20 protein-coding genes are annotated in these 19,366 nt (G+C 59.2%); 9 read left to right on the top strand and 11 right to left on the bottom strand.

Annotation, left to right across the window (positions count from 1 at the left end):
- From AB6Q56_RS02255 to AB6Q56_RS02275, 5 genes are all read left to right on the top strand, one after another.
- The gene (locus AB6Q56_RS02255) at positions 1 to 972 is read left to right on the top strand and encodes a DUF3108 domain-containing protein (RefSeq protein WP_434515576.1); all 972 of its coding nucleotides are present in this window, start codon (positions 1 to 3) and stop codon (positions 970 to 972) included.
- A complete protein-coding gene (locus AB6Q56_RS02260; RefSeq protein WP_434515577.1) occupies positions 969 to 2,231 on the top strand; it encodes an RsmB/NOP family class I SAM-dependent RNA methyltransferase in 1,263 nt (420 codons plus the stop codon). The genes AB6Q56_RS02255 and AB6Q56_RS02260 overlap by 4 nt, the downstream gene beginning before the upstream one ends.
- Entirely contained in the window at positions 2,228 to 3,487 is a 1,260-nt protein-coding gene (locus tag AB6Q56_RS02265) for a mechanosensitive ion channel family protein (RefSeq protein WP_434515578.1), read from the top strand. Before AB6Q56_RS02260 ends, AB6Q56_RS02265 begins: the two co-directional genes overlap by 4 nt.
- Positions 3,488 to 3,587: 100 nt before the next feature.
- Entirely contained in the window at positions 3,588 to 4,565 is a 978-nt protein-coding gene (locus tag AB6Q56_RS02270; protein ID WP_205231579.1) for an IS5 family transposase, read from the top strand.
- 315 nt (positions 4,566 to 4,880) lie between these two features.
- A complete protein-coding gene (locus tag AB6Q56_RS02275) occupies positions 4,881 to 6,932 on the top strand; it encodes a TonB-dependent receptor plug domain-containing protein (RefSeq protein ID WP_434515579.1) in 2,052 nt (683 codons plus the stop codon).
- A 12-nt stretch (positions 6,933 to 6,944) separates the two neighbouring features.
- On the opposite strand, the gene AB6Q56_RS02280 is transcribed toward AB6Q56_RS02275, so the two are convergent.
- From AB6Q56_RS02280 to AB6Q56_RS02295, 4 genes are all read right to left on the bottom strand, one after another.
- Positions 6,945 to 8,071, bottom strand: a protein-coding gene (locus AB6Q56_RS02280; protein ID WP_374755713.1) for an IS3 family transposase whose coding sequence is annotated in 2 segments (ribosomal slippage) — positions 6,945 to 7,813 and positions 7,813 to 8,071 — 1,128 coding nt in all. Because the reading frame shifts where the segments join, the coding sequence is not laid out codon by codon here.
- A gap of 389 nt (positions 8,072 to 8,460) precedes the next feature.
- A complete protein-coding gene (locus AB6Q56_RS02285) occupies positions 8,461 to 8,640 on the bottom strand; it encodes a hypothetical protein (RefSeq protein WP_150429464.1) in 180 nt (59 codons plus the stop codon).
- A gap of 255 nt (positions 8,641 to 8,895) precedes the next feature.
- On the bottom strand, positions 8,896 to 10,332 hold the full coding sequence (locus tag AB6Q56_RS02290; RefSeq protein WP_434515580.1) for an ATP-binding protein: 1,437 nt from the start codon (positions 10,330 to 10,332) through the stop codon (positions 8,896 to 8,898).
- Complete coding sequence (locus AB6Q56_RS02295; RefSeq protein ID WP_434515581.1) at positions 10,319 to 11,023, bottom strand: winged helix-turn-helix domain-containing protein; 705 nt, start codon at positions 11,021 to 11,023, stop codon at positions 10,319 to 10,321. The genes AB6Q56_RS02290 and AB6Q56_RS02295 overlap by 14 nt, the downstream gene beginning before the upstream one ends.
- Positions 11,024 to 11,150: 127 nt before the next feature.
- Between AB6Q56_RS02295 and AB6Q56_RS02300 the strand changes: the two genes are divergently transcribed.
- Positions 11,151 to 11,648 carry a disulfide bond formation protein B gene (locus tag AB6Q56_RS02300; protein WP_434515582.1) on the top strand — a complete coding sequence of 166 codons (498 nt, stop codon included), beginning with the start codon at positions 11,151 to 11,153 and terminating at the stop codon, positions 11,646 to 11,648.
- Positions 11,649 to 11,699: 51 nt separating this feature from the next.
- On the opposite strand, the gene rpmG is transcribed toward AB6Q56_RS02300, so the two are convergent.
- From rpmG to radC, 3 genes are all read right to left on the bottom strand, one after another.
- Positions 11,700 to 11,867 carry a 50S ribosomal protein L33 gene (gene rpmG, locus AB6Q56_RS02305; RefSeq protein ID WP_011288870.1) on the bottom strand — a complete coding sequence of 56 codons (168 nt, stop codon included), beginning with the start codon at positions 11,865 to 11,867 and terminating at the stop codon, positions 11,700 to 11,702.
- A gap of 19 nt (positions 11,868 to 11,886) precedes the next feature.
- Positions 11,887 to 12,120, bottom strand: coding sequence for a 50S ribosomal protein L28 (rpmB, locus tag AB6Q56_RS02310; RefSeq protein ID WP_150429468.1), 234 nt, complete (start codon positions 12,118 to 12,120; stop codon positions 11,887 to 11,889).
- Positions 12,121 to 12,201: 81 nt separating this feature from the next.
- On the bottom strand, positions 12,202 to 12,882 hold the full coding sequence (gene radC / locus AB6Q56_RS02315; RefSeq protein WP_434515583.1) for a RadC family protein: 681 nt from the start codon (positions 12,880 to 12,882) through the stop codon (positions 12,202 to 12,204).
- A 48-nt stretch (positions 12,883 to 12,930) separates the two neighbouring features.
- On the opposite strand from radC, the gene coaBC reads away from it, so the two are divergent.
- From coaBC to AB6Q56_RS02330, 3 genes are read left to right on the top strand one after another with little or no spacing between them, the layout of a single operon-like run.
- Positions 12,931 to 14,124 (top strand): bifunctional phosphopantothenoylcysteine decarboxylase/phosphopantothenate--cysteine ligase CoaBC, encoded by a 1,194-nt coding sequence (gene coaBC, locus AB6Q56_RS02320; protein ID WP_434515584.1) that lies wholly within the window; start codon positions 12,931 to 12,933, stop codon positions 14,122 to 14,124.
- Positions 14,124 to 14,573 carry a dUTP diphosphatase gene (gene dut, locus AB6Q56_RS02325; RefSeq protein WP_434515585.1) on the top strand — a complete coding sequence of 150 codons (450 nt, stop codon included), beginning with the start codon at positions 14,124 to 14,126 and terminating at the stop codon, positions 14,571 to 14,573. Before coaBC ends, dut begins: the two co-directional genes overlap by 1 nt.
- A complete protein-coding gene (locus tag AB6Q56_RS02330) occupies positions 14,573 to 15,172 on the top strand; it encodes a c-type cytochrome (RefSeq protein WP_434515586.1) in 600 nt (199 codons plus the stop codon). The genes dut and AB6Q56_RS02330 overlap by 1 nt, the downstream gene beginning before the upstream one ends.
- 62 nt (positions 15,173 to 15,234) lie before the next feature.
- Here AB6Q56_RS02330 and AB6Q56_RS02335 read toward each other — a convergent pair whose 3' ends face one another.
- From AB6Q56_RS02335 to AB6Q56_RS02350, 4 genes are all read right to left on the bottom strand, one after another.
- Positions 15,235 to 16,455 carry a methyl-accepting chemotaxis protein gene (locus AB6Q56_RS02335; RefSeq protein WP_434515587.1) on the bottom strand — a complete coding sequence of 407 codons (1,221 nt, stop codon included), beginning with the start codon at positions 16,453 to 16,455 and terminating at the stop codon, positions 15,235 to 15,237.
- A gap of 68 nt (positions 16,456 to 16,523) precedes the next feature.
- On the bottom strand, positions 16,524 to 17,894 hold the full coding sequence (locus AB6Q56_RS02340; RefSeq protein WP_434515588.1) for an NAD(P)(+) transhydrogenase (Re/Si-specific) subunit beta: 1,371 nt from the start codon (positions 17,892 to 17,894) through the stop codon (positions 16,524 to 16,526).
- A 2-nt stretch (positions 17,895 to 17,896) separates the two neighbouring features.
- The gene (locus AB6Q56_RS02345) at positions 17,897 to 18,178 is read right to left on the bottom strand and encodes an NAD(P) transhydrogenase subunit alpha (protein ID WP_434515589.1); all 282 of its coding nucleotides are present in this window, start codon (positions 18,176 to 18,178) and stop codon (positions 17,897 to 17,899) included.
- Complete coding sequence (locus AB6Q56_RS02350) at positions 18,178 to 19,305, bottom strand: NAD(P) transhydrogenase subunit alpha (protein WP_434515590.1); 1,128 nt, start codon at positions 19,303 to 19,305, stop codon at positions 18,178 to 18,180. Before AB6Q56_RS02350 ends, AB6Q56_RS02345 begins: the two co-directional genes overlap by 1 nt.
- Positions 19,306 to 19,366: the final 61 nt, after the last annotated feature.

Below are 19,366 nucleotides of genomic sequence, written 5' to 3' on the forward strand. Positions count from 1 at the left end.
ATGCCGATCGCCATCGTCCTGGCGCTGGCGGCGTCGTTAGGTATTCACGCTGCAGCCTTGTTCGGGACCGATGTCGAGCTGTTCGGCGGCGCGACGGAAGAACCTGTCGTGCTGCGCGCCGAACTGCAGCCTCCGCCGGCCTCGCCGCTACCGCCTGCCGCGCAGAAGCCGCCAGCAAAGCCCAAGCCCAGGGCCAGGGCCAAGCAAGTGCCCTTGGCTAGCGCCAGGCCAAGCTTGGCGCCGCCGAGTATTCCGGTTGTTGCCGAGGAGCCGGATCTTTCCGCTCCGGTGAGCGAGGTGGTGGTAATGGCCGCGGCTCCGCCGGCGGAGCCGGTCAAGCCCCTGCTGCCGGCCAACGGGATCATCCGTTTCGCCATCCTGATGGGCAGCCAGGGTTTCCAGGTCGGCCGTGCCGAGCATCGCTGGGAATTCACCGAGGACGGCCATTACCATCTCTACGGCATGACTGAAACCAGCGGCTTGGCCGCCCTGTTCAAAACGCTTCGCTTCGAGAATGAAAGTTACGGAAAGCTGGTGGCAGGTGGCTTGCAGCCCGAACGCTACCTGACTCGGAAAAACGGCAAGGATGCCAACGAGAATGCCGATTTCGACTGGCCTGCCGCGCAGGTACTGCTGTCGCGCGACGGCCATACGCGCCCGATTGCCCCCGGTACCCAGGACATCCTGTCGCTCAACTACCACCTTGCCTACATCCGCCAGCCAGAGTCCGGCGCTTCGGTCGGCGTGGTCACCGGCAAGAAATACGAGCGTTACGCCCTCGATTCGCTGGGCGAGGAGCAAATCGAGACACCGGCCGGTCGCTTCCGCACACTGCACCTGCGGGCGATGACCGATAGCGTGACCGAAATCTGGCTAGCGCTCGATCATCATCGTTTGCCGGTTAAAATACGTTTTACCGACAAGAAAGGCGACGTTTTCGAGCAGATCGCCACCGAATTAGGAACGCCATGAAAGCCCGCTTCACCCCCGCTCTTTTTGCCCACGCAGAGGCCGTTCTCGGCCAGTTGCTGCGCTTTGATCATCCGGCCGATGCCGTGGTGTCGCGCTACTTCCGGGAGCATCGTCAACTCGGCCATGCCGACCGGGCCTTCGTGGCCGAAACCGTTTTTGCCGTGCTGCGGCGCGGGCGAAGCATTGAGGCGCGCTGCGCCGGGCAACTCTCCGATCGCCGCCGCCTGCTTGCCGCGCTGGTTATGGTGCGCGGCTGGAGCCAGAGGGAACTGGCGCCGGTTCTCAAGGGCAGTGAAGCGGAATGGCTGGCAGCCGCCAAGGCCATGCCAGAGGCCGATTTGCCGCCGGCAGTGCGCTGCGATCTGCCGGATTGGTTGTACGAGCGCCTTGAGCAGCAGTTCGGGGCCGATGAGACGCTGGCCCTGGCCCGTGCGATGAACCAGTCGGCACCGCTCGACCTGCGCGTCAATACGTTGAAGGCCGACCGCGACACGGTGCTTGCCAAGCTGGCGACCGATGGCATTGCTGCGGCGCCCGGCGAATTGTCGCCGCTGGCCGTTCGCCTGCGCGACAAGCCGGCGCTGGCCAAGCATCCGCTCTTTTTGGAGGGTGCGTTCGAGGTACAGGACGAGGGTAGCCAGTTGCTCGGTTTCCTGCTCGAACCGAAGCGTGGCGAGATGGTTGTCGATTTCTGCGCCGGCGCTGGCGGCAAGACGCTGTTGCTCGGCGCGCTGATGCGCAACACCGGCCGGCTCTACGCCTTCGACGTGTCGGACAAGCGCCTGGCCAACCTGAAGCCGCGCCTGGCTCGTTCCGGCCTCTCCAACGTGCATCCCGGTCGTATCGAGCACGAGCGCGACCAGAAGATCAAGCGTCTGGCTGGCAAGGCCGACCGCGTGCTGGTCGACGCGCCATGTTCGGGGCTCGGCACCCTGCGCCGCAATCCTGATTTGAAGTGGCGCCAGGATGAAACCTCGGTGGTCGAGCTGACCGTCAAGCAAGCGTCGATTCTCGATGCGGCGTCGACGCTGGTGCGCCCGGGCGGCCGCCTGGTCTATGCCACCTGCAGCCTGTTGACAGTCGAGAACGACGCCATCGTCGCGGCGTTTCTCGAAAAGCACCCCGATTTCTCCTTGCTGCCGGCTGCCGGCCTGCTCGCCAGGCAGGGCATCGCCTGCGAAGGCGAGGTGCTGCGCCTGTTGCCGCACAAGCACAACACCGACGGCTTCTTTGCTGCAGCACTGGAGCGCAAGGCATGAGCGAAAAGAGCCAGGCACTGCGCCTGATCAACGATCTGCTCGCCGATATTCGCGATCCGAGTTTCGTTTGGCAGGTCGTCACCTTGGTGGCGTGTATCGGTTCGGCCCTGCTGATCGCCCGCTGGTGGCATAGCCGCCACACCGAAGGCGAGGGGCGCCTGACCGATGCCGGCGCCCGCCTGGTCTTCCCATTGACCGGCATGTTGCTGACCGGGATCGCGCTGAGCACACTCGGCTCCTTCATGCATCTCAACCTGCTCAAGTTGGCGATGCCGCTGCTCGGCTCGATGGCTCTGGTGCGTGGTGTCATCTTCGTGCTGCGCCAGGCTTTTCCACGCGCCACATGGCTCACGGCCTGGGAACGCATCATCGCCGCCACGGTGTGGGGATGGCTGGCGCTGTATATCACCGATCTGGCCCCCTTCGTCATCGAAGCAATGGAAAGCGTGCAGTTCCATGTCGGCAAGCAGCAAATCGATCTGTGGACCGTCCTGCGCGGTATTGCCACCGTTTTCCTGACAGTCGTCTTCGCGCTCTGGATCGCCGGCCTGGTCGAGGCAAAATTGATGCGCATCCAGTCGCTGGATGTGAACCTGCGTATCGTCGGCGTACGCGTTGCCAAGGCCGTACTGACCGTAGTCGCCATCCTGACCAGCCTGGCGTTGGTCGGCATCGATATGACCGCACTGTCGGTATTCACCGGCGCACTCGGTGTCGGCCTCGGTTTTGGCCTGCAGAAGATCGCCAGCAATTATGTCTCCGGCTTCATCATCCTGCTCGACCGCTCCATCCGTATCGGCAACATCGTCCAGGTCGGTAGCGACAGCGGCGAGGTAACGCAGATCACCACGCGCTACACGGTGCTCAAGCACCCGGGCGGCACCGAATTCATCGTTCCGAACGAGACGCTGATCGGGTCGATCGTTCAGAACCAGACTTATTCCAATACCTGCATCCGGTTGGTGAGTAGTGTCGGCGTTGCCTACGACAGCGATCTCGATCTCGCCTGTCGTCTGATGGTTGACGCGGCACAAAACCATCCGCGGGCTCTGAGCGATCCGCCACCCAAGGTTTTCCTGACCCAGTTCGCCGACAGCGCGATCAATCTCGAGGTTGGGTTCTGGATCAACGATCCGGAGGAGGGTAAGGGCAATATCGTGTCCGACGTGAATTTCGCCATCTGGCGAGCCTTCAAGGAAAACGGTATTGGCATTCCCTTCCCGCAGCGCGATATACGTATTATTAGCTCGTCATAACAAGGGGTTACCTAGGGAAACTCTGCATAAGCGCCCATCATGCAGCGCAATTTGAGAAAATGACGGCATTGTCATTGAGTTGGTGAGGCAGATGAATCTGATGAAGCAACTGAGCTTGGCTGAGACGGGATTTTTGCCGAAAGCCGGCAAGCAAACCCGCAAGGCAGTGTTCCTGGCGGAGATGGAAACAGTGGTGCCGTGGTCGCGTCTTGAGGCGCTGATCGAGCCGTTCTATCCGAAGAAGGGAAACGGTCGTCCGCCGATGCCGTTGGGCACGATGTTGCGGATTCACTTCTTGCAGCAATGGTTTGGTTACTCCGACCCAGCAATGGAAGAAGCACTGCACGATGTTCCGTTGTTGCGTCGCTTTGCCGGACTGGATGCCTTCGAAGACGTGATGCCGGACGAAAGTACGATTCTTCGCTTCCGTCATCTGCTGGAGAAGCATGACCTGGCGGTGGCGATCTTTGCCGAGGTCAATGCCGTGCTGTCGGAGAAAGGCCTGTCGATGAAGCGCGGTACGGTGGTCGATGCCACGCTGATTGCAGCACCGAGTTCGACGAAGAACGAAGACAAGAAGCGCGATCCGGAAATGACGCAGACCAAGAAGGGCAATCAGTGGCACTTCGGCATGAAGGCGCACATTGGCGTCGATGCCGACAGCGGCTTGATACATACCGTTGAATGCACGACGGCCAAGGTCGCCGACATTGCGATGATGGAGAAGTGCCTGCACGGGGAAGAAGCCATTGCGCTCGGTGATCGCGGCTATCACAAGAAGAACCGGACGATTGACGCGTTCCAGAAGGAAGGCAATCTGTCTGTTCTGACACCGACCAAGAAGCCGGCTGGCGGCACGCTGACTGTGGAGCAGAAAGCGTTCAATCGGATGCTGTCCTCGGTGCGGGCAATTGTCGAACATCCGTTCCGAGTAGTGAAGCGCCAGTTTGGCTTTGTGAAAGTTCGCTACCGTGGTCTGGCGAAGAATACCGGGCAAATCGTGACGTTGTTTGCGCTGGCCAATTTGTGGATGGCGCGCAAGCGATTGTTGCCCTTGCTGGGCGAGGTGCGCCCGTGAAACGTGAAATACAGGGAAAACTCCCTGGATTTCCCGGTCAACGGTCGAAAATCGCCTATTTCTCATCGCTTTTATGACGACCTACCAGTAAATGGCCGGTTGTTCAGAGAGTCCCTAGTCTATTCCCTAGGTTAAATTGAGTCCGTTTTTGATAAAATTGCGCCCGTTTCAGGGGTTTACATAAAAAATCAGGCAGAGCGACCCTGTGGCAGTCGGGGTGTTGTTCGGGCCGCCCGTCGAATGGATGCCGTGAATAGCACTTCTATTGTCCGCTCTTCCCTTTGCTCGTGCTTGTCCCTGCTGTTGGGAGGAGCTTTGTCTTTCAAGGCGCAGGCGGAGGAGGACGTCTTTTTTTCCAGTCTTCCCATCGTCGCATCGGTGAGCCGTTTGCCGCAGCAACTGTCAGAGACCCCCGCTTCGGTCACGGTGATTGATCAGGAAATGATTCGCGCCTCGGGCATGCGTACCGTGGAAGATCTGTTGAGGCTTGTGCCGGGCTTTCAGGTGACTTCGCACAATCAGGATCCGGCCAATGTGGTTTATCACGGCTTGAATACCGGTCTTTCCGGGGACGAGTATGGTTCGCGGGTTCAGGTTCTGGTGGATGGTCGCTCGCAATACTCGCCCCTGTTCAAATCCGGCGTGAACTGGAACTTGTTGCCGGTGGCGCTGGAAAACATTGAGCGCATCGAAGTCATTCGCGGTTCGAATACCGTCTCCTATGGCTCGAATGCATTCATGGGTGTCGTCAATATCATTTCCATCGACCCCTCATTGACTAAGGGGTGGCAAGTCTCTGCCAACCACGGGAGTAATGGGATTCGTGACGAGATGCTCCGCTGGGGCGAGAGTGTCGGCGATGCCAATGTCCGGCTGACTTACCGCTCGCTTCAGGATGACGGTTTCCAGAGAGCTTCGTACGACGACTGGAAAACGACGACTTATGCAGCCGATAGCCGTCAGTCTCAGCTCTTCGACCTGCGTGTCGACATGCCACTTTCCGAGCGTGATGACCTTCAGATTACAGGTACGTTTGCCCGGGATTATTCCCAATACGGACGGCCTGTCACCACCACATCCGATCCTTTGCGCAACCTGGAGCAGTCATCGACCGCTTTTGGGGTCCAGTGGCGTCGTGTCATTTCGCCAACCGAAGAGCTCCGTTTGCGTTATGGCTATACCGAAGACTGGGCCTATGGTCGCTATATGCGACTGCAGAACATTACGACAGCCGCAGGGGCTCCGTTACCGATACGCTTCACTTATGATCCTGGGGGGCGCTCAATGCTGCACGAGGCGGAGCTTGAGCATCGTCTGTCGCTTTCCAAGGCCACGCGGGCGGTCTGGGGGCTGGGGACCAAATACACGGAAGTGACTTCCTTTGCCCAGTTTTCGTTGCCGGGTTGGCAAGAGCGCTTTGCCTATCGAGGTTTTGGTAATCTTGAGTATCGACCTTTTGATGCGCTGCTGTTTAATGCCGGTGCCAGTCTGGAGCACGATAGCCGTGTGGGGTGGATGTTCGATCCACGTGTAAGCGTTAGCTATCACGTATTGCCTGGACATACCTTGCGTTTCGGCGTCGCGCGCGCACACCGGAATCCCAGTCTGTACGAAACGTCAGGGCGTTTTGAGCGGCGCAATTCGCCGGTCGGAATGCCAGATGACATTGCTTATCTCGCTCAGGGCGTTGAGCCGGAGCGCATCGATACCGTTGAAATTGGCTACCTGGCTGAATTGAAGAACTATCGGGCCACTTTGGATCTGCGCTTGTTCAGCGAGAGAATACCCAACTATATCCAGATACTGCCGTTAGCCTTGCCGGCCAGCATACCGGATAACCAGGACCGATCTACGACGCGGAATGATGCTTCTTTCAACTACGCTATCTATCCCTATGGTCGTGCCGATAGTGCGGTCAATCTGGAACGGGTGCGCATCAAGGGTTATGAATACCAGTTGCAGTGGCGACCATTCGAAACGACACGGCTGATATACGGTAGCGCGCTGATTACCATAGAAGCCGATTTTACCGACAGCTCGCGGATTGCGGATGACGTGACCAATGTGCCGAAAATTGTCAATCAAACCCGGGACTCGGCACCTGCTCACTCCCAGTCGGCGATGTTGATCCAGAAGTTGCCTTATGACATGACAGCTTCAGTCATGTACTTCCGGGCCTCTCCAATGCGCTGGCGGCGTAACGGGGAGCTCATTCAAGCCAGTGAACGCTTCGATTGGCGAGCGAGCAAGCGCTTCCAGGTAGGGGGCGCCAAGGGAGAACTGGCCTATACCGTGCAAATGGCCAATGAGTCGCAAGAAGAGAGGTGGCCCCGCGCAGTTGGACAGAAATTTGGTTTTCTTAAGTGAGTTCTCTGCGGGTTAAGCCGCTGCGGCGAGCAGCGGCTGGTTGAAGTAAGCCGTATCCGGGGTTTGCCCGTCAAGCGTTGAGTGCGGGCGACGACGATTGTAAAAATCGAAGTAGCGGGCCAGCGCCTGTCGGACCTCGGAAACGGTGTCGTAGCCGTGCAGGTAAATCTCCTCGTACTTGACCGATTTCCAGAGGCGTTCGACGAATACGTTATCGCGCCAGCAGCCCTTGCCATCCATGCTGACCTGAATGCTGTGCTCCTGAAGCAAGCCAATGAAGGCCGAACTGGTGAATTGGCTGCCCTGGTCTGTGTTCATGATTTCCGGTCGGCCATACTTCATGATGGCCTCTTCCAGAGCATCGACGCAGGGATCAGCCGTCAGGCTGTTCGACAGGCGCCAACTCAGCACCCGACGGGTTGCCCAATCAAGCACCGCGCTCAGATAGACGAAGCCCCGGCGCATCGGGATGTAGGTCGTATCCATGGCCCAGACCTGATTCGGACGCTCGATGGCAAGGCCGCGCAGCAGGTAGGGATAGATGCGGTGTGCCTGGTTGCGCCGACTGGTGTTGGCCTTGCGGTAGATGGCCTGGATATCGAGCTTCTTCATCAGCGTACCGACATGTTTGCGACCGATTTCATGGCCTTCGAGCTTGAGCATATCGCGCAACATCCGCGCACCGGCAAAGGGATGCTCCAGGTGCAGTTCATCAATCCGCCGCATCAGCATCAAATCGATTTCGGATGTGGGCTGCGGCTGGTAATAGACAGAAGAACGCGAAAGCTCAAGTAACTGGACTTGCCTGACGACAGGCAGATCGTGGGCCTTGTCGATCATCGTTTTGCGCTCGCATCGCCGATGCGACCGAGCGCGACGGCCAAAAAATCAATCTCCAACGCCTGCTGGCCTATCTTTGCATGCAAATCCTTCAGGTCCGGCGTGGCCGCCTGCTTCTCGGCAGCCGTCGCAAAGACACCCGAGGCGTTCTCGAGCAATTGTGTCTTCCATTGCGTAATCTGATTCGGATGAACGTCAAACTTCTCTGCTAACGCAGCCAGCGTCTCATCGCCCTTGAGGGCGGCAATCGCCACTTTGGCCTTGAAGGCGGCTGTGTGGTTACGGCGGGGTCTTCTCATTGCTTCTGCTCCTAGGCAGGCGATTTCCATCGCCCATTGAAGCAGAGATTTCACTTAACTCGATGTCCGGATTCGCGGAACCACCTCTAAGGGCGCCAGTGGCTTCGTCTTGCTGACAAGGTGCACTGGTTTTCCCTGCATCTGAGTTACTGAGGGTTTCTCGCCAACAACGCGTGTCGTCGCACGTTTTTTGGGAAGGCACTTCTGGTATTCGGAAAGGAATGGCTGCAGCGTCGCCCGTTTTTGCTGGCTGTGTGCTTCAGGGGTGGCGGGGAGCTCATCTTGCCAAGCTTGCCGTGCCAAAGTAATGGTTTTGAAAAAAAACCCCGCCACGAAGGCGGGGTAACAGGGAGGTCTCGAATCGGGGGAATTCGAGAGGAGGGTAACTTTTAGCGCTTGTTGCGGTGTTTCAACAGCGCGCGGGCAATGGCGATGATGCCTCCGGCCGCGATGGCTGCGATGGCTGCCTTCAGTGGTTCCGCCTGGCCTTCGGCAAGCCAGTCGTAACCGGCGATACCTACGAAGACACCGAGCGACTCGCTGATCGGCAGGTGATCCGCAAAGGCCATTAGCGGTCCTTTTTGAGCGGAATCGTAACCAGTGCCGGTTGTGCGGGAACCAGTGCAAAAAGATACTGGCGGGTAGCTTCGATAAACTGTTTGATATTCATGCTGATCATTTCCTCGTCATCCTCTTGGCGGGTTTTGTTTCCTGACATGCCTTGCATTTTAAAAAGTCAGGTGCGAGCCGTCTGTTGCATGAGCGTTGCGCAGAGGTAACGGGTTTTGATCTTGTGTGACGCTTTGTAACTTCCCGAAGATCGCCTATTGGTGAGCTTTCCAGCTGAGCGTGAAGCGTGCGCCGCCCAGTGGCGAAGCATCGGCGGTTGCGTTTCCGCCGTGTAGTTCGAGCACCCGGCGGGCAATGGCCAAACCGAGACCGTAGCCCCCTGTGGATCGGTCGCGAGAACGATCGAGTCGCGTGAAGGCCGAGAAAATGTGTTCGCGTTCTTCGGGAGGGATGCCAATTCCATCGTCGTCGACGTTGACGCGTATCTCGTTGCCATTCAGTTCGGCATTGATCGAAATGCGCTTGCTGGCGTATTTGAAGGCATTGCGCAGCAAATTGCGCAGGGCGTAAGGCATGGCCTTGCGGTCGAGATCGACATGCAAGTCATCGGGTAGCCCTGCAGTATCCACCGCAACCTCAAGTTGGCGGCCGAGTAGCCGGACGGAATCGACTTCGTCTGCCAGCCATTCGCTGAATTTGACGCTGGAGAAATGAGGTTCTGGTGCTTCGCGTTCGAAGCGGGCATAGGTCAGGCTGGTGTCGATCAGTTGGTCGAGTTCGTCGAGGTCAGCCTCCATCATGGCCCAGAGGCGTTCCCGCTCTTCCTTTTCCTCAGTCTCCGAGAGCATTTCCAAGGCAAAACGCATGCGGGCGATGGGCGTGCGCAGTTCGTGCGAAATGCCACAGGAGAGTTCGCGATGCGTGGCCAGCAATTGGCGAATGCGGTCGGCCATGCTGTTCATCGTGTCGGCAAGGGGGGCAAACAACTGTGTTTTGGCAGCTGGCGAGCGGGCGTCGAAATGTCCGTCGCCCAGATCGCGGGCCGTTTGGCGCAGTGTTTCGAGATCGCGCCAGACGGGGCGGATCCAGAACCACAGTGCAATGGCGAAAATGACGCCGATAAGGCTCCAGGTGAGGAGGCGGAGTCGGAGCTCCAGTGGCAGGCGATCGGCCAGTTCGGGGTTCCGGCCAGAGGCGAGCGGTCCGACGACAAGTACGAGGCTGGATGTTCCCAGGCGGTGGTACATGATATCGCCGTCGTGATCGATGGCAATATCGCCGGCATCCAGCTTGCTGACCTGGAATGGCGTCAGGGTGCGGTCGAGCGAAATACGTTCGACGATGCCCAGGTTGTAGGAGAATTTTTCGTCGATTTCGCCTACTTTCTTTTGCCACTCGCGACGAGGATGCCGGAACAATTCATCCTCGATCAGGGTGATCGTGCCACGCATGAAGCGGCGTGCGTAGTCGTCGGTTATGCCGCGCTGCGCCGTTGAGATGACAAAGTCGGCAGTGAAGGCAATGGCCACGAAGGAGCCCATGGCCAGGAGATAAAAATTGAAGAACAGGCGCGACAGGCTGTAGCGGCTGCCCCGCCAGCGCGGCAGCGAAACACGGAACAGTGAGCGGGCGAGTCCCTGGTTGTGTTCCTTGGCCGGCTTGTCGTCGGCCGGCGTGTCAGTTCCAGTCATGCTTGCTAAACAGGTAGCCCTTGCCGCGCACGGTCTTGATGCGGGTCGGATTCTCTGGGTCGTCGTTCAACTTCTTGCGCAGCCGGGAGATACGGGCATCAATGGAGCGGTCCAGGCCATCGAAACCGATGCCGCGCAATTCCTGTAGCAGGTCGTCGCGCGACAGGACGTTGCCAGCGTGCGTGGCCAGCAGCCATAGCAGGTCGAACTCGGCAGTAGTCAGGTCGATAGATTGGCCGGCAAGTGTTGCGGTACGCGTTGCCTGGCTGATCCGAAACTGACCAAAAACCATTTTGTCGGCTTCACCAGCAGGCGTGTCGCCAGGGGTGGGGAGTCGGCGAAGGAGGGCTTTGATGCGGGCGAGCAGGACGCGAGGCTGAACCGGCTTGGCAATATAGTCGTCGGCACCCATCTCGAGGCCGAGAATCTGGTCGAAGTCCTCGTCACGTGCCGTGAGCATCAGGATCACGCCCCGATACTGGGAGCGCACGGCACGACAGACTTCGAAGCCGTCCTTGCCCGGGAGCATGACGTCGAGAATGACCAGGTCGGGCTGTTCGGCGAGTATGCGCGCTTCGGCAACGTCGCCCCGCGGTTCGACGGAAACTTGCAGATCGTTCTTGGTGAGGTATTCGGCGGTCAGTTCGGCCAGCCGTTCATCGTCTTCGACAAGTAGTATGCGTGTATTCATCCGACAATCTTAACGGTCAGCAGAGGCCGGGTCCAGCATGCCCAAAGTGCAGGCATGACATCAAAGGAGGTGAATACGTCTTGGTCTGGCTTAGAATACTTGCTGGTTACTCATAGGAAGCTTGTGGATGATTTGGTCAAAAGTGCCCGTCCGGGCTTGGTTTGCAACGTTGGGGATCGGTTGTCTTGGGCTGGTCGCCATCGGAATGGAGTTGCAGAATTTGTTGCGCCTGGCGCCGTGTCCCTTGTGTATTTTTCAGCGCCTGCTCTATATCGTCATCGGTTTTATCGGTTTGCTCGGCTGGGCTGTTCCCGGCGGGCGCCTGCTCTGGTCGGCGCTGACTGTCGGTCTGGCCGGCCTGGGGGTCGGCGTTGCGGCCTATCAGACCTGGATGCAGGCTTACCCGCATCTGGCACCGGAATGTAGTTTTACCGATCCGAATGCCATCGAGAGCCTGGTCGATTGGCTGGGCGTGCAGATGCCCTCGCTGTTCCTGGCGACCGGGTTCTGTACAAGCCGGGACTGGGAATTCCTGGGAATGTCGATGGCTAACTGGTCGGCTATCGTCTTCGCAGGTATCGTAGGATATGCCGTTCTGCTTTTCCGGGGCAAGATCCAGGGCTGAAAAAACAAAACCCGCCGAGAGGCGGGTTTGTCGAATGCCGGAGTTGCTGAATTACTTCAGCTTTACTTCCTTGTAAGCGACGTGCTTACGAGCCTTCGGATCGTACTTCATGAACTCCAGTTTTTCAGGCGTCGTGCGCTTGTTCTTGGAGGTTGTGTAGAAGTGTCCGGTGCCAGCCGTGGATTCCAGCTTGATCTTTTCGCGACCGCCTTTAGCCATTTTTCGTATCCTTCCTTAATCAGACTTCGCCGCGGGCACGCAGATCGGCCAGAACGACTTCGATGCCCTTCTTGTCGATGATGCGCAGGCCGGCGTTGGAAACGCGCAGGCGTACGAAGCGGTTTTCAGTTTCGACCCAGAAACGACGATACTGCAGGTTCGGCAGGAAGCGGCGCTTCGTTTTGTTGTTGGCGTGGGAAACGTTGTTCCCAACCATCGGGGCTTTACCCGTGACTTGGCAGACTCGCGCCATGATGGTGCTCCAGAATTCGCTAGAAGAAAGCCCGTGATTGTAACCAAAAGTCTTGAATGGGATCAAGGGGTTTCTTTATTTTCATAAAAGGCCGCGCTCGGCGAACGAGAGCGGCGTGGCAGTCCCGGCGACGATGAAATGGTCGAGAACCTTGATGTCGACCATGGCGAGGGCTTCCTTCAGTGAGCGGGTGAGCATCTCGTCGGCCCTGGAGGGGTCGGCGACACCGGATGGGTGATTATGCGCCAGGATGACGGCGGCTGCATTATGAAATAGTGCAGTCTTGACCACTTCCCTCGGGTAGACGGAAGTTTGGGTTAGCGAGCCGGTAAATAACTCCTCGGCTTTGAGCAGGCGGTTCTGGGCGTCCAGCCAAAGGGCCATGAAGATTTCCTGCGGTCGGTGGGCGAGCTTCAGCCGCAGCCAGTCACGCACCTTGCCTGGTGAGGTGAAGTTGTCGCGGCTAGCCATTTCTTGCGACAAGGCGCGGCGTGCCAGCTCGAAGCTGGCTTTCAGCTGGGCAGCCTTGGCCATGCCGATGCCGGATACGCTGGCCAATTCCTCCAGAGAGGCTTCGACCAGGACGCCGAGTTGGCCATCGAAACGGTTCAGCAGGTCGCGTGCCAGATCGACCGCACTTTTGCCGCGCACCCCGACGCGTAAATAGATGGCTAGCAATTCGGCATCGGAAAGCGCGCCTGGCCCATGGGCGAGTAGTCGTTCGCGCGGTCGTTCGCCTTCGGGCCAGTCGGTGATCGCCATTTTCTTTCCAAGGTAGAATGTGCGGAATCCAATTCTAACGGTAAGACAATGGAATTACAGGGTAAGCGCATCGTTCTCGGCGTGACCGGCGGTATCGCCGCTTACAAGGCGGCCGAACTGGTTCGATTGTTGGGCAAGCAGGGGGCCGAAGTACAGGTGGCGATGACCGAGGGGGCGGCACATTTCGTGACAGCGACCACCTTTCAGGCGCTGTCGGGCAAGCCGGTCTATCTCGACCAGTGGGACGCGCGCATGCCGAATGCCATGGCACACATCGATCTCTCGCGCACCGCCGATTTGATCATGGTCGCGCCGGCTTCTGCCGATTTCATTGCGCGCATTGTCCACGGCATGGCCGATGACCTGCTCGCAACCATGGTTTTGGCACGCGATTGCCCTTTGCTGCTGGCGCCGGCGATGAATCGCCAGATGTGGGAAAACCCGGCGACCCAGCGTAATGTTGCGCAATTAAGGGCCGATGGCGTGCAGACGCTCGGCCCGGCCAGCGGTGAGCAAGCCTGCGGCGAAGTCGGCGCCGGGCGCATGCTCGAGCCGGATGAAATCGTCGAAGCGGTGATCGCCTTCTTCGCGCCCAAGGTATTGGCAGGCCGCAAGGTATTGATTACTGCCGGACCGACTTTCGAGGCTATCGATCCGGTGCGTGGTATCACCAACCTGTCTTCCGGTCGTATGGGCTATGCCGTGGCCCGTGCGGCACAGCAGGCGGGGGCCGAGGTGACACTGGTCTCCGGGCCGGTCAGCTTGTCCGCGCCGCAAGGTGTCGAGCGGGTCAGGGTAGGGAGCGCACTCGATATGCATGCAGCCGTGATGGCGCGTGCCGGAGGTTCGGATGTCTTCATCGGCGTGGCGGCGGTGGCCGATTACCGTGTCGCCAACGCAGCCGAGCACAAGTTGAAGAAGGATACTGGCGGCATTCCACCGATCGAACTGGTCGAGAATCCGGACATTCTGGCTGAAGTTGCCGCGTTGCCGAATGGTCCGTTCTGCGTCGGATTCGCGGCGGAAAGCCGTAATCTGGAAGAGTACGCCCAGAGCAAGCGGCGCAAGAAGAATATCCCGCTGATTGCCGGCAATCTGATTCAGGACGGCTTCGGCGGCGACGACAACCGGCTGGTGCTGTTCGACGACCACGGTACCCATCCGCTGACGCCTGCCCCCAAATCCGTGCTTGCCCGCCAACTGGTCGAGCACATTGCCCAATTGTTAACAGGAAAAGCGTAATGCACCATATTGATGTCAAGATTCTCGACACCCGTTTGCGGGAAACGCCACCCGAGTATGCGACCCCCGGCTCGGCCGGCCTTGATCTGCGCGCCTGCATTGATGGGCCGCTGCATGTCGAACCGGGGCAAACCACCCTGGTACCGACCGGCATGGCGATTCATCTGGCCGATCCGGGGCTGGCAGCGATGATCCTGCCGCGCTCTGGATTGGGCCATAAGCATGGCATCGTGCTTGGCAATCTGGTCGGACTGATCGATAGCGACTACCAGGGGGAGTTGATGGTTTCCGTGTGGAATCGTGGCCATGCCGGCTTCACCATCAATCCGCTGGATCGGATTGCCCAACTGGTCATCGTGCCAGTGTTGCAGGTAGGCTTCAATATCGTGGACGATTTTGACGCCAGTCATCGTGGAGAGGGTGGTTTCGGCAGTACCGGCAAGTCCTGATGCGTGGTCTGCTCGTGCTCTGGCTTGCTTGCATTACCCTCTCGGTGCAGGCAGCCGAGGATCCCGTGCTGATGCAGCGTGGTGAGGGGCAGGTTATGGGAAAGTGCTTTCTGTGCCACGGCGCAACTGGCGATAGTTCCAGCCCGCTCTATCCCAAATTGGCCGGCCAGAACGAAGCCTACCTGCTTAAACAGTTGCGCAATTTCAAGTCGGGCGAGCGCGACAGCAACGACATGCGCAAGATTGTTGTCGATATGAGTGATGACGATATGCGTGCCGCGGCACATTTCTTCAGCCATCAGAAGCCGAGCCGTGGCAAGTCGGCCTATGGTGATATGCGGGCGGTGGGTGAGCGGCTTTACATGCAAGGCAACCCGGAAAACGGTTTGGTTCCGTGCCGTGATTGCCACGGCGAGAATGGTGCCGGCTCGGATAGGTTGCCTCGGATTGCCGGCCAGCACACGCTGTACATCGAAACCCAGTTGAGTCTCTTCGAGGAGCGCAAGCGGACCAACGACAATGCCCAAATGCAAGATATCGCCAAGCGCCTGAGCATTGATGAGGCACGGGCTGTCGCGGAGTTCTTGCGCGGACTCTGATTGCCGGATATCTAGCCGAAAGCAGGCAACTGGTACTGCAGCCGGTTACCTGGCCTGATCGATCAGAACAGTTCGATTTCTCCGTTATTGTTGGACTTGGCGTTGCTTGCCGAGTTGCTCGAACGCAGGGCATCGCTCTTGACGTGTGAGTTGACCAGCAGTTCAACCAGCTTTTGGCTGCGCTTGCGGAAACGTTGCAGCCCATCGCTTTCGTTATCCTGATGCAGCGCCAGGAAGGCGTGCATGTACTCGCCGACGTTTGCCGTGCGCTGGCCGACGCGCTCCATCATCTGGCTGACGATATCTTCGAACTGCATGGCCATCACGCCTTCCTGCGTCAGGCTATGCATCTGTTCGGTCACTGCAGTGATCTGTGCCGAATGCTCGCGTGCCTTGGCGGTCAACTCCAGCAACTCGCCGCCCAGTTCGCCGAGCATGGCGCGCGACTTGTCGGCGATGCTCATGTCGATATTCGCGGTGTCGCTGATCCGGTTGCCGACCTCGCGCAGCGAGTCGAGAATTTCGGTCAGTCCGTTGCGGATGTCGACATTGAATTCGCCGGTTCGCGCCGCCAGGTTGCGGACTTCGTCGGCAACAACGGCAAATCCGCGGCCAGCCTCGCCGGCACGGGCGGCTTCGATTGCCGCGTTGAGCGCCAACAAATCGGTTTGCTTGGTAATCCCGGCAATATCGTTCAGCGAGCCGGAGATTCGGGTGACCTGGGCTTGCATCTGCTCGAAACTGCTGGCGATACCCTGGCTGCTTTCCTTGAGATACGTCATCTTGCCCGCAAATTCGGCGATCAAGGTGTTGGTTTCGTCAAAGAAGCGCTGCAGGCTGACCTCCTCGTGATCCCGGGTGTCGGAGTCTGTCATCTCGAGCATCTGATCGATCAGCGAACGCAGTACCTGCCGTTGATTCGATGATTGCGACTCCAGGCCCGTCAGGCTTCCGGAGATCCTGCTTACGGAAGCGCGGATGACTTCCTTGGCTTCGCGCATTTCCGTTTCCAGCGAGGTGAATTGCAGTTCGGCGTGTGCCATGGCCTCGTCGGAAAGTACTTGGTACTCCGACATGACATTATTTAGTTCCTGGAAGTGGGTCTTCTGGCGTGCTTGCCAATTGCGGCGTTCACGCAGGGAAAGCACGGTAGTCGCCAGCAGTAGGGTAGCTACGGCAAGAAAAGCATGAGCCGTCACCGGCCCCGCCATGAGCGACCACACCCAAAGTGTCAGGCAGGTTGCAATTGAGACCCAGATCAACAGGTCGTCGATACGTTTCATGAACGGAGTTCCGGTGGGCTTGAAGGGTTGTCGGATATGTGTTGCTTTTGAACGATTTTGAGACAGCGTTAGCCCATTGCCTTCAAATGCTGGATGATTTCTCCAGCCATGGGTTGAGCATCGCCGTAGAGCATGCGACAGTTATCGGTGTAGAACAGTGCGTTTTCGACGCCGGAGTAACCCGTGCCCTTGCCGCGCTTGATCACGATGACGTTCTGCGCCATGTCGGCGTTGAGAATCGGCATGCCGTAGATCGGACTGGACTTGTCGGTACGGGCCGACGGGTTCACCACGTCGTTTGCCCCGATGATCAGCGCCACATCGGCCTGGCCGAACTCGCCGTTGATCTCCTCAAGGTCGAAGATCTTGTCGTACGGGACACCGGCTTCTGCGAGCAGCACGTTCATGTGCCCCGGCATGCGGCCGGCTACCGGGTGGATGGCGAATTTCACCTCGACGCCGGCTTCTTCCAGGATTGAGGTCATCTCCCATACCTTGTGCTGGGCGTGCGCCACCGCCATGCCGTAGCCCGGCACGATGATGACCTTGCTGGCGTAGCGCATCATCGCTGCCGCATCGATGGCGCCGACTTCCTTCATCGATCCGCTGATCGCTTCACCGGGGCCGGAGGCCACCATCGGCGTAAAGAGGATGTTGGTCAGCGGACGGTTCATCGCCTTGGCCATCAGCTGGGTGAGCAGCGTACCCGCAGCGCCGACGACGATGCCGGCGATGATCAGCGACGGATTGCCGAGGACGTAACCTTCAAAGCCGACAGCCAGGCCGGTGAAGGCATTGAACAGCGAGATCACTACCGGCATGTCGGCACCGCCGATGGGCAGCGTGACGATCAGGCCAAGAATCAGCGATACGGCGAAGAAGAAGTAGATCAGCTCCGGTTGGGCAGGGGCCATGACGACCATGGCGATGCCGAGGCCGACAGCGTTGAGTGCGAGGACGACGTTGACTGCATTCTGCGCTGGCAGACGGATGGCTTTTTTCAGCACACCCTGCAGTTTGGCCCAGGCAACGCAGGAGCCGGTGAAGGAGACGGCTCCGATCAGCGCACCAATAACGGCCAGTATGGTCGTCACGGTGCTGTGGGTGTCGCCCTTGGCGAACTCGATGGCGGCAATCGCTGCTGCCGCACCGCCACCCATGCCGTTGTAGATGGCGACCATCTGCGGCATGTCGGTCATCTTGACTTTCTGGCCGGAGATCCAGGCGGCCGCACCGCCGATACCCAGCGCGGCAACCATCAGGGCTATGTTCTTCAGGCCGGGGACGAGGAAGGTACCGGCAATGGCGATCAGCATGCCGTAGCCGGCAATGACGATACCCTTGCGGGCGGAAGCCGGGGAACTCATGCCCTTCAGGCCGAAGATGAAGAGCGCAGCGCCGAGGAACCAGGCGCCTTGAACGTAAGCGGGAAGTGTCATGTTCAGCCCTCCTTCTTCTTGAACATGCCGAGCATGCGCTCGGTCACGACGTAGCCGCCAGCGGCGTTGGCCGCACCGAGGGCGACGGCGAAGAAGCCGATGGCCTGTTCAACAACGGTATCCGCACCGCCGAGGGCGATCATGGCGCCGACCACGACGACGCCGTGAATGAAATTGGAGCCCGACATCAGCGGGGTGTGCAGGATGACCGGCACCTTGGCGATGATCTCGTAGCCGGTGAAGGCGGCGAGCATGAAGATATAGAGTGCAAGCAGGCCGTCCATTACGCCTCTCCCATGACTTGTTTGACCGTGGAATGAACCGTCGCACCATCCTTGCAAAGCAGGGTGCCGGCGACGACTTCGTCGCTCCAGTCGATGTTCAGCTCGCCGTCCTTGATCCACGGGGAAAGGAAGTTGTACAGGTTCTTGGCGTACAGTTCCGAGGCGTGGGTGGGCATGCGCGAGGGAAGATTGAGCGGGCCATGGATGTTCACGTCGTTGGCGACAACGTGCTCGCCCGGCTGCGTCAGTTCGCAGTTGCCGCCGGATTCGGCGGCCATGTCGACGATGATGGCGCCGTATTTCATGCGGCCGACCATGTCGCGGGTGATGATGACCGGAGCCTTCTTGCCGGGGATGGCGGCGGTGGTGATGACCACGTCGGCGGCGGCAACGGCCTTGGCCAGCTTTTCGGCCTGTTGGGCCTTTTCCTCGGCGGTCAGTTCGCGGGCGTAGCCGCCGGAGCCGTCGGCTGAGACGCCGGTGTCGACGAACTTGGCGCCGAGCGATTCGATCTGCTCACGGGCGGCGGCGCGCACGTCATAGGCTTCGACCATGGCGCCCAGGCGGCGGCTGGTGGCGATGGCCTGCAGGCCGGCGACGCCGGCGCCGATGACCAATACACGGGCCGGACGGATGGTGCCGGCGGCAGTGGTCAACATCGGGAAAAACTTGGTGCAGCGGGCGGCGGCGATCAGGCCGCACTGATAGCCGGCGCAGGCACCCTGGCTGGACAGAGCGTCCATGCTCTGGGCGCGCGAGATGCGCGGCAGCAGTTCGAGCGAGAAGGCGGTGATCTTGCGGGCATTGAGGGCGGCCAGGCGAGCCTTGTCCTCGAAGGGTTTGAGCAGGCCGATCAAGACCGAGCCTTCCGGCATGGCGGCGATTTCCTCGGTACTGGGCGGGGTAACGCGGAGGATCAGGCCAGCGTCGATATAAGCATCGGCAATGCCGCCGACGAGTTTGACGCCGGTGTAGTCCGAATCTAGGAAGTGGCTTTGGATACCCGCGCTTTGCTCCATACAGAGCTGGGCGCCGAGGGCGGCGAATTTTTTGGCCGTCTCGGGAACCAGCGCGACACGGCTTTCGCCGGACGAGCGCTCCCTTACGACCGCGATGGTTAGCGGCATGCTGTTACTCCCAGTGGGTAGCACAGGGGTATTTTTCCCCTGTATTTTATTGGTGATAAAA

Origin of the sequence: Dechloromonas sp. ARDL1, from assembly GCF_051122455.1 — a bacterium.
Taxonomy (GTDB): Bacteria; Pseudomonadota; Gammaproteobacteria; order Burkholderiales; family Rhodocyclaceae; genus Azonexus.

Bases quoted from the DNA above. Each gene is read 5' to 3' on its own strand.
- AB6Q56_RS02255 (WP_434515576.1), top strand. From the start codon at position 1: ATGCCGATCGCCATCGTCCTGGCGCTGGCGGCGTCGTTAGGTATTCAC.
- AB6Q56_RS02260 (WP_434515577.1), top strand. From the start codon at position 969: ATGAAAGCCCGCTTCACCCCCGCTCTTTTTGCCCACGCAGAGGCCGTT.
- AB6Q56_RS02265 (WP_434515578.1), top strand. From the start codon at position 2,228: ATGAGCGAAAAGAGCCAGGCACTGCGCCTGATCAACGATCTGCTCGCC.
- AB6Q56_RS02270 (WP_205231579.1), top strand. From the start codon at position 3,588: ATGAAGCAACTGAGCTTGGCTGAGACGGGATTTTTGCCGAAAGCCGGC.
- AB6Q56_RS02285 (WP_150429464.1), bottom strand. From the start codon at position 8,640: ATGGCCTTTGCGGATCACCTGCCGATCAGCGAGTCGCTCGGTGTCTTC.
- AB6Q56_RS02290 (WP_434515580.1), bottom strand. From the start codon at position 10,332: ATGACTGGAACTGACACGCCGGCCGACGACAAGCCGGCCAAGGAACAC.
- AB6Q56_RS02295 (WP_434515581.1), bottom strand. From the start codon at position 11,023: ATGAATACACGCATACTACTTGTCGAAGACGATGAACGGCTGGCCGAA.
- AB6Q56_RS02300 (WP_434515582.1), top strand. From the start codon at position 11,151: ATGATTTGGTCAAAAGTGCCCGTCCGGGCTTGGTTTGCAACGTTGGGG.
- rpmG (WP_011288870.1), bottom strand. From the start codon at position 11,867: ATGGCTAAAGGCGGTCGCGAAAAGATCAAGCTGGAATCCACGGCTGGC.
- rpmB (WP_150429468.1), bottom strand. From the start codon at position 12,120: ATGGCGCGAGTCTGCCAAGTCACGGGTAAAGCCCCGATGGTTGGGAAC.
- radC (WP_434515583.1), bottom strand. From the start codon at position 12,882: ATGGCGATCACCGACTGGCCCGAAGGCGAACGACCGCGCGAACGACTA.
- coaBC (WP_434515584.1), top strand. From the start codon at position 12,931: ATGGAATTACAGGGTAAGCGCATCGTTCTCGGCGTGACCGGCGGTATC.
- dut (WP_434515585.1), top strand. From the start codon at position 14,124: ATGCACCATATTGATGTCAAGATTCTCGACACCCGTTTGCGGGAAACG.
- AB6Q56_RS02330 (WP_434515586.1), top strand. From the start codon at position 14,573: ATGCGTGGTCTGCTCGTGCTCTGGCTTGCTTGCATTACCCTCTCGGTG.
- AB6Q56_RS02335 (WP_434515587.1), bottom strand. From the start codon at position 16,455: ATGAAACGTATCGACGACCTGTTGATCTGGGTCTCAATTGCAACCTGC.
- AB6Q56_RS02340 (WP_434515588.1), bottom strand. From the start codon at position 17,894: ATGACACTTCCCGCTTACGTTCAAGGCGCCTGGTTCCTCGGCGCTGCG.
- AB6Q56_RS02345 (WP_434515589.1), bottom strand. From the start codon at position 18,178: ATGGACGGCCTGCTTGCACTCTATATCTTCATGCTCGCCGCCTTCACC.
- AB6Q56_RS02350 (WP_434515590.1), bottom strand. From the start codon at position 19,305: ATGCCGCTAACCATCGCGGTCGTAAGGGAGCGCTCGTCCGGCGAAAGC.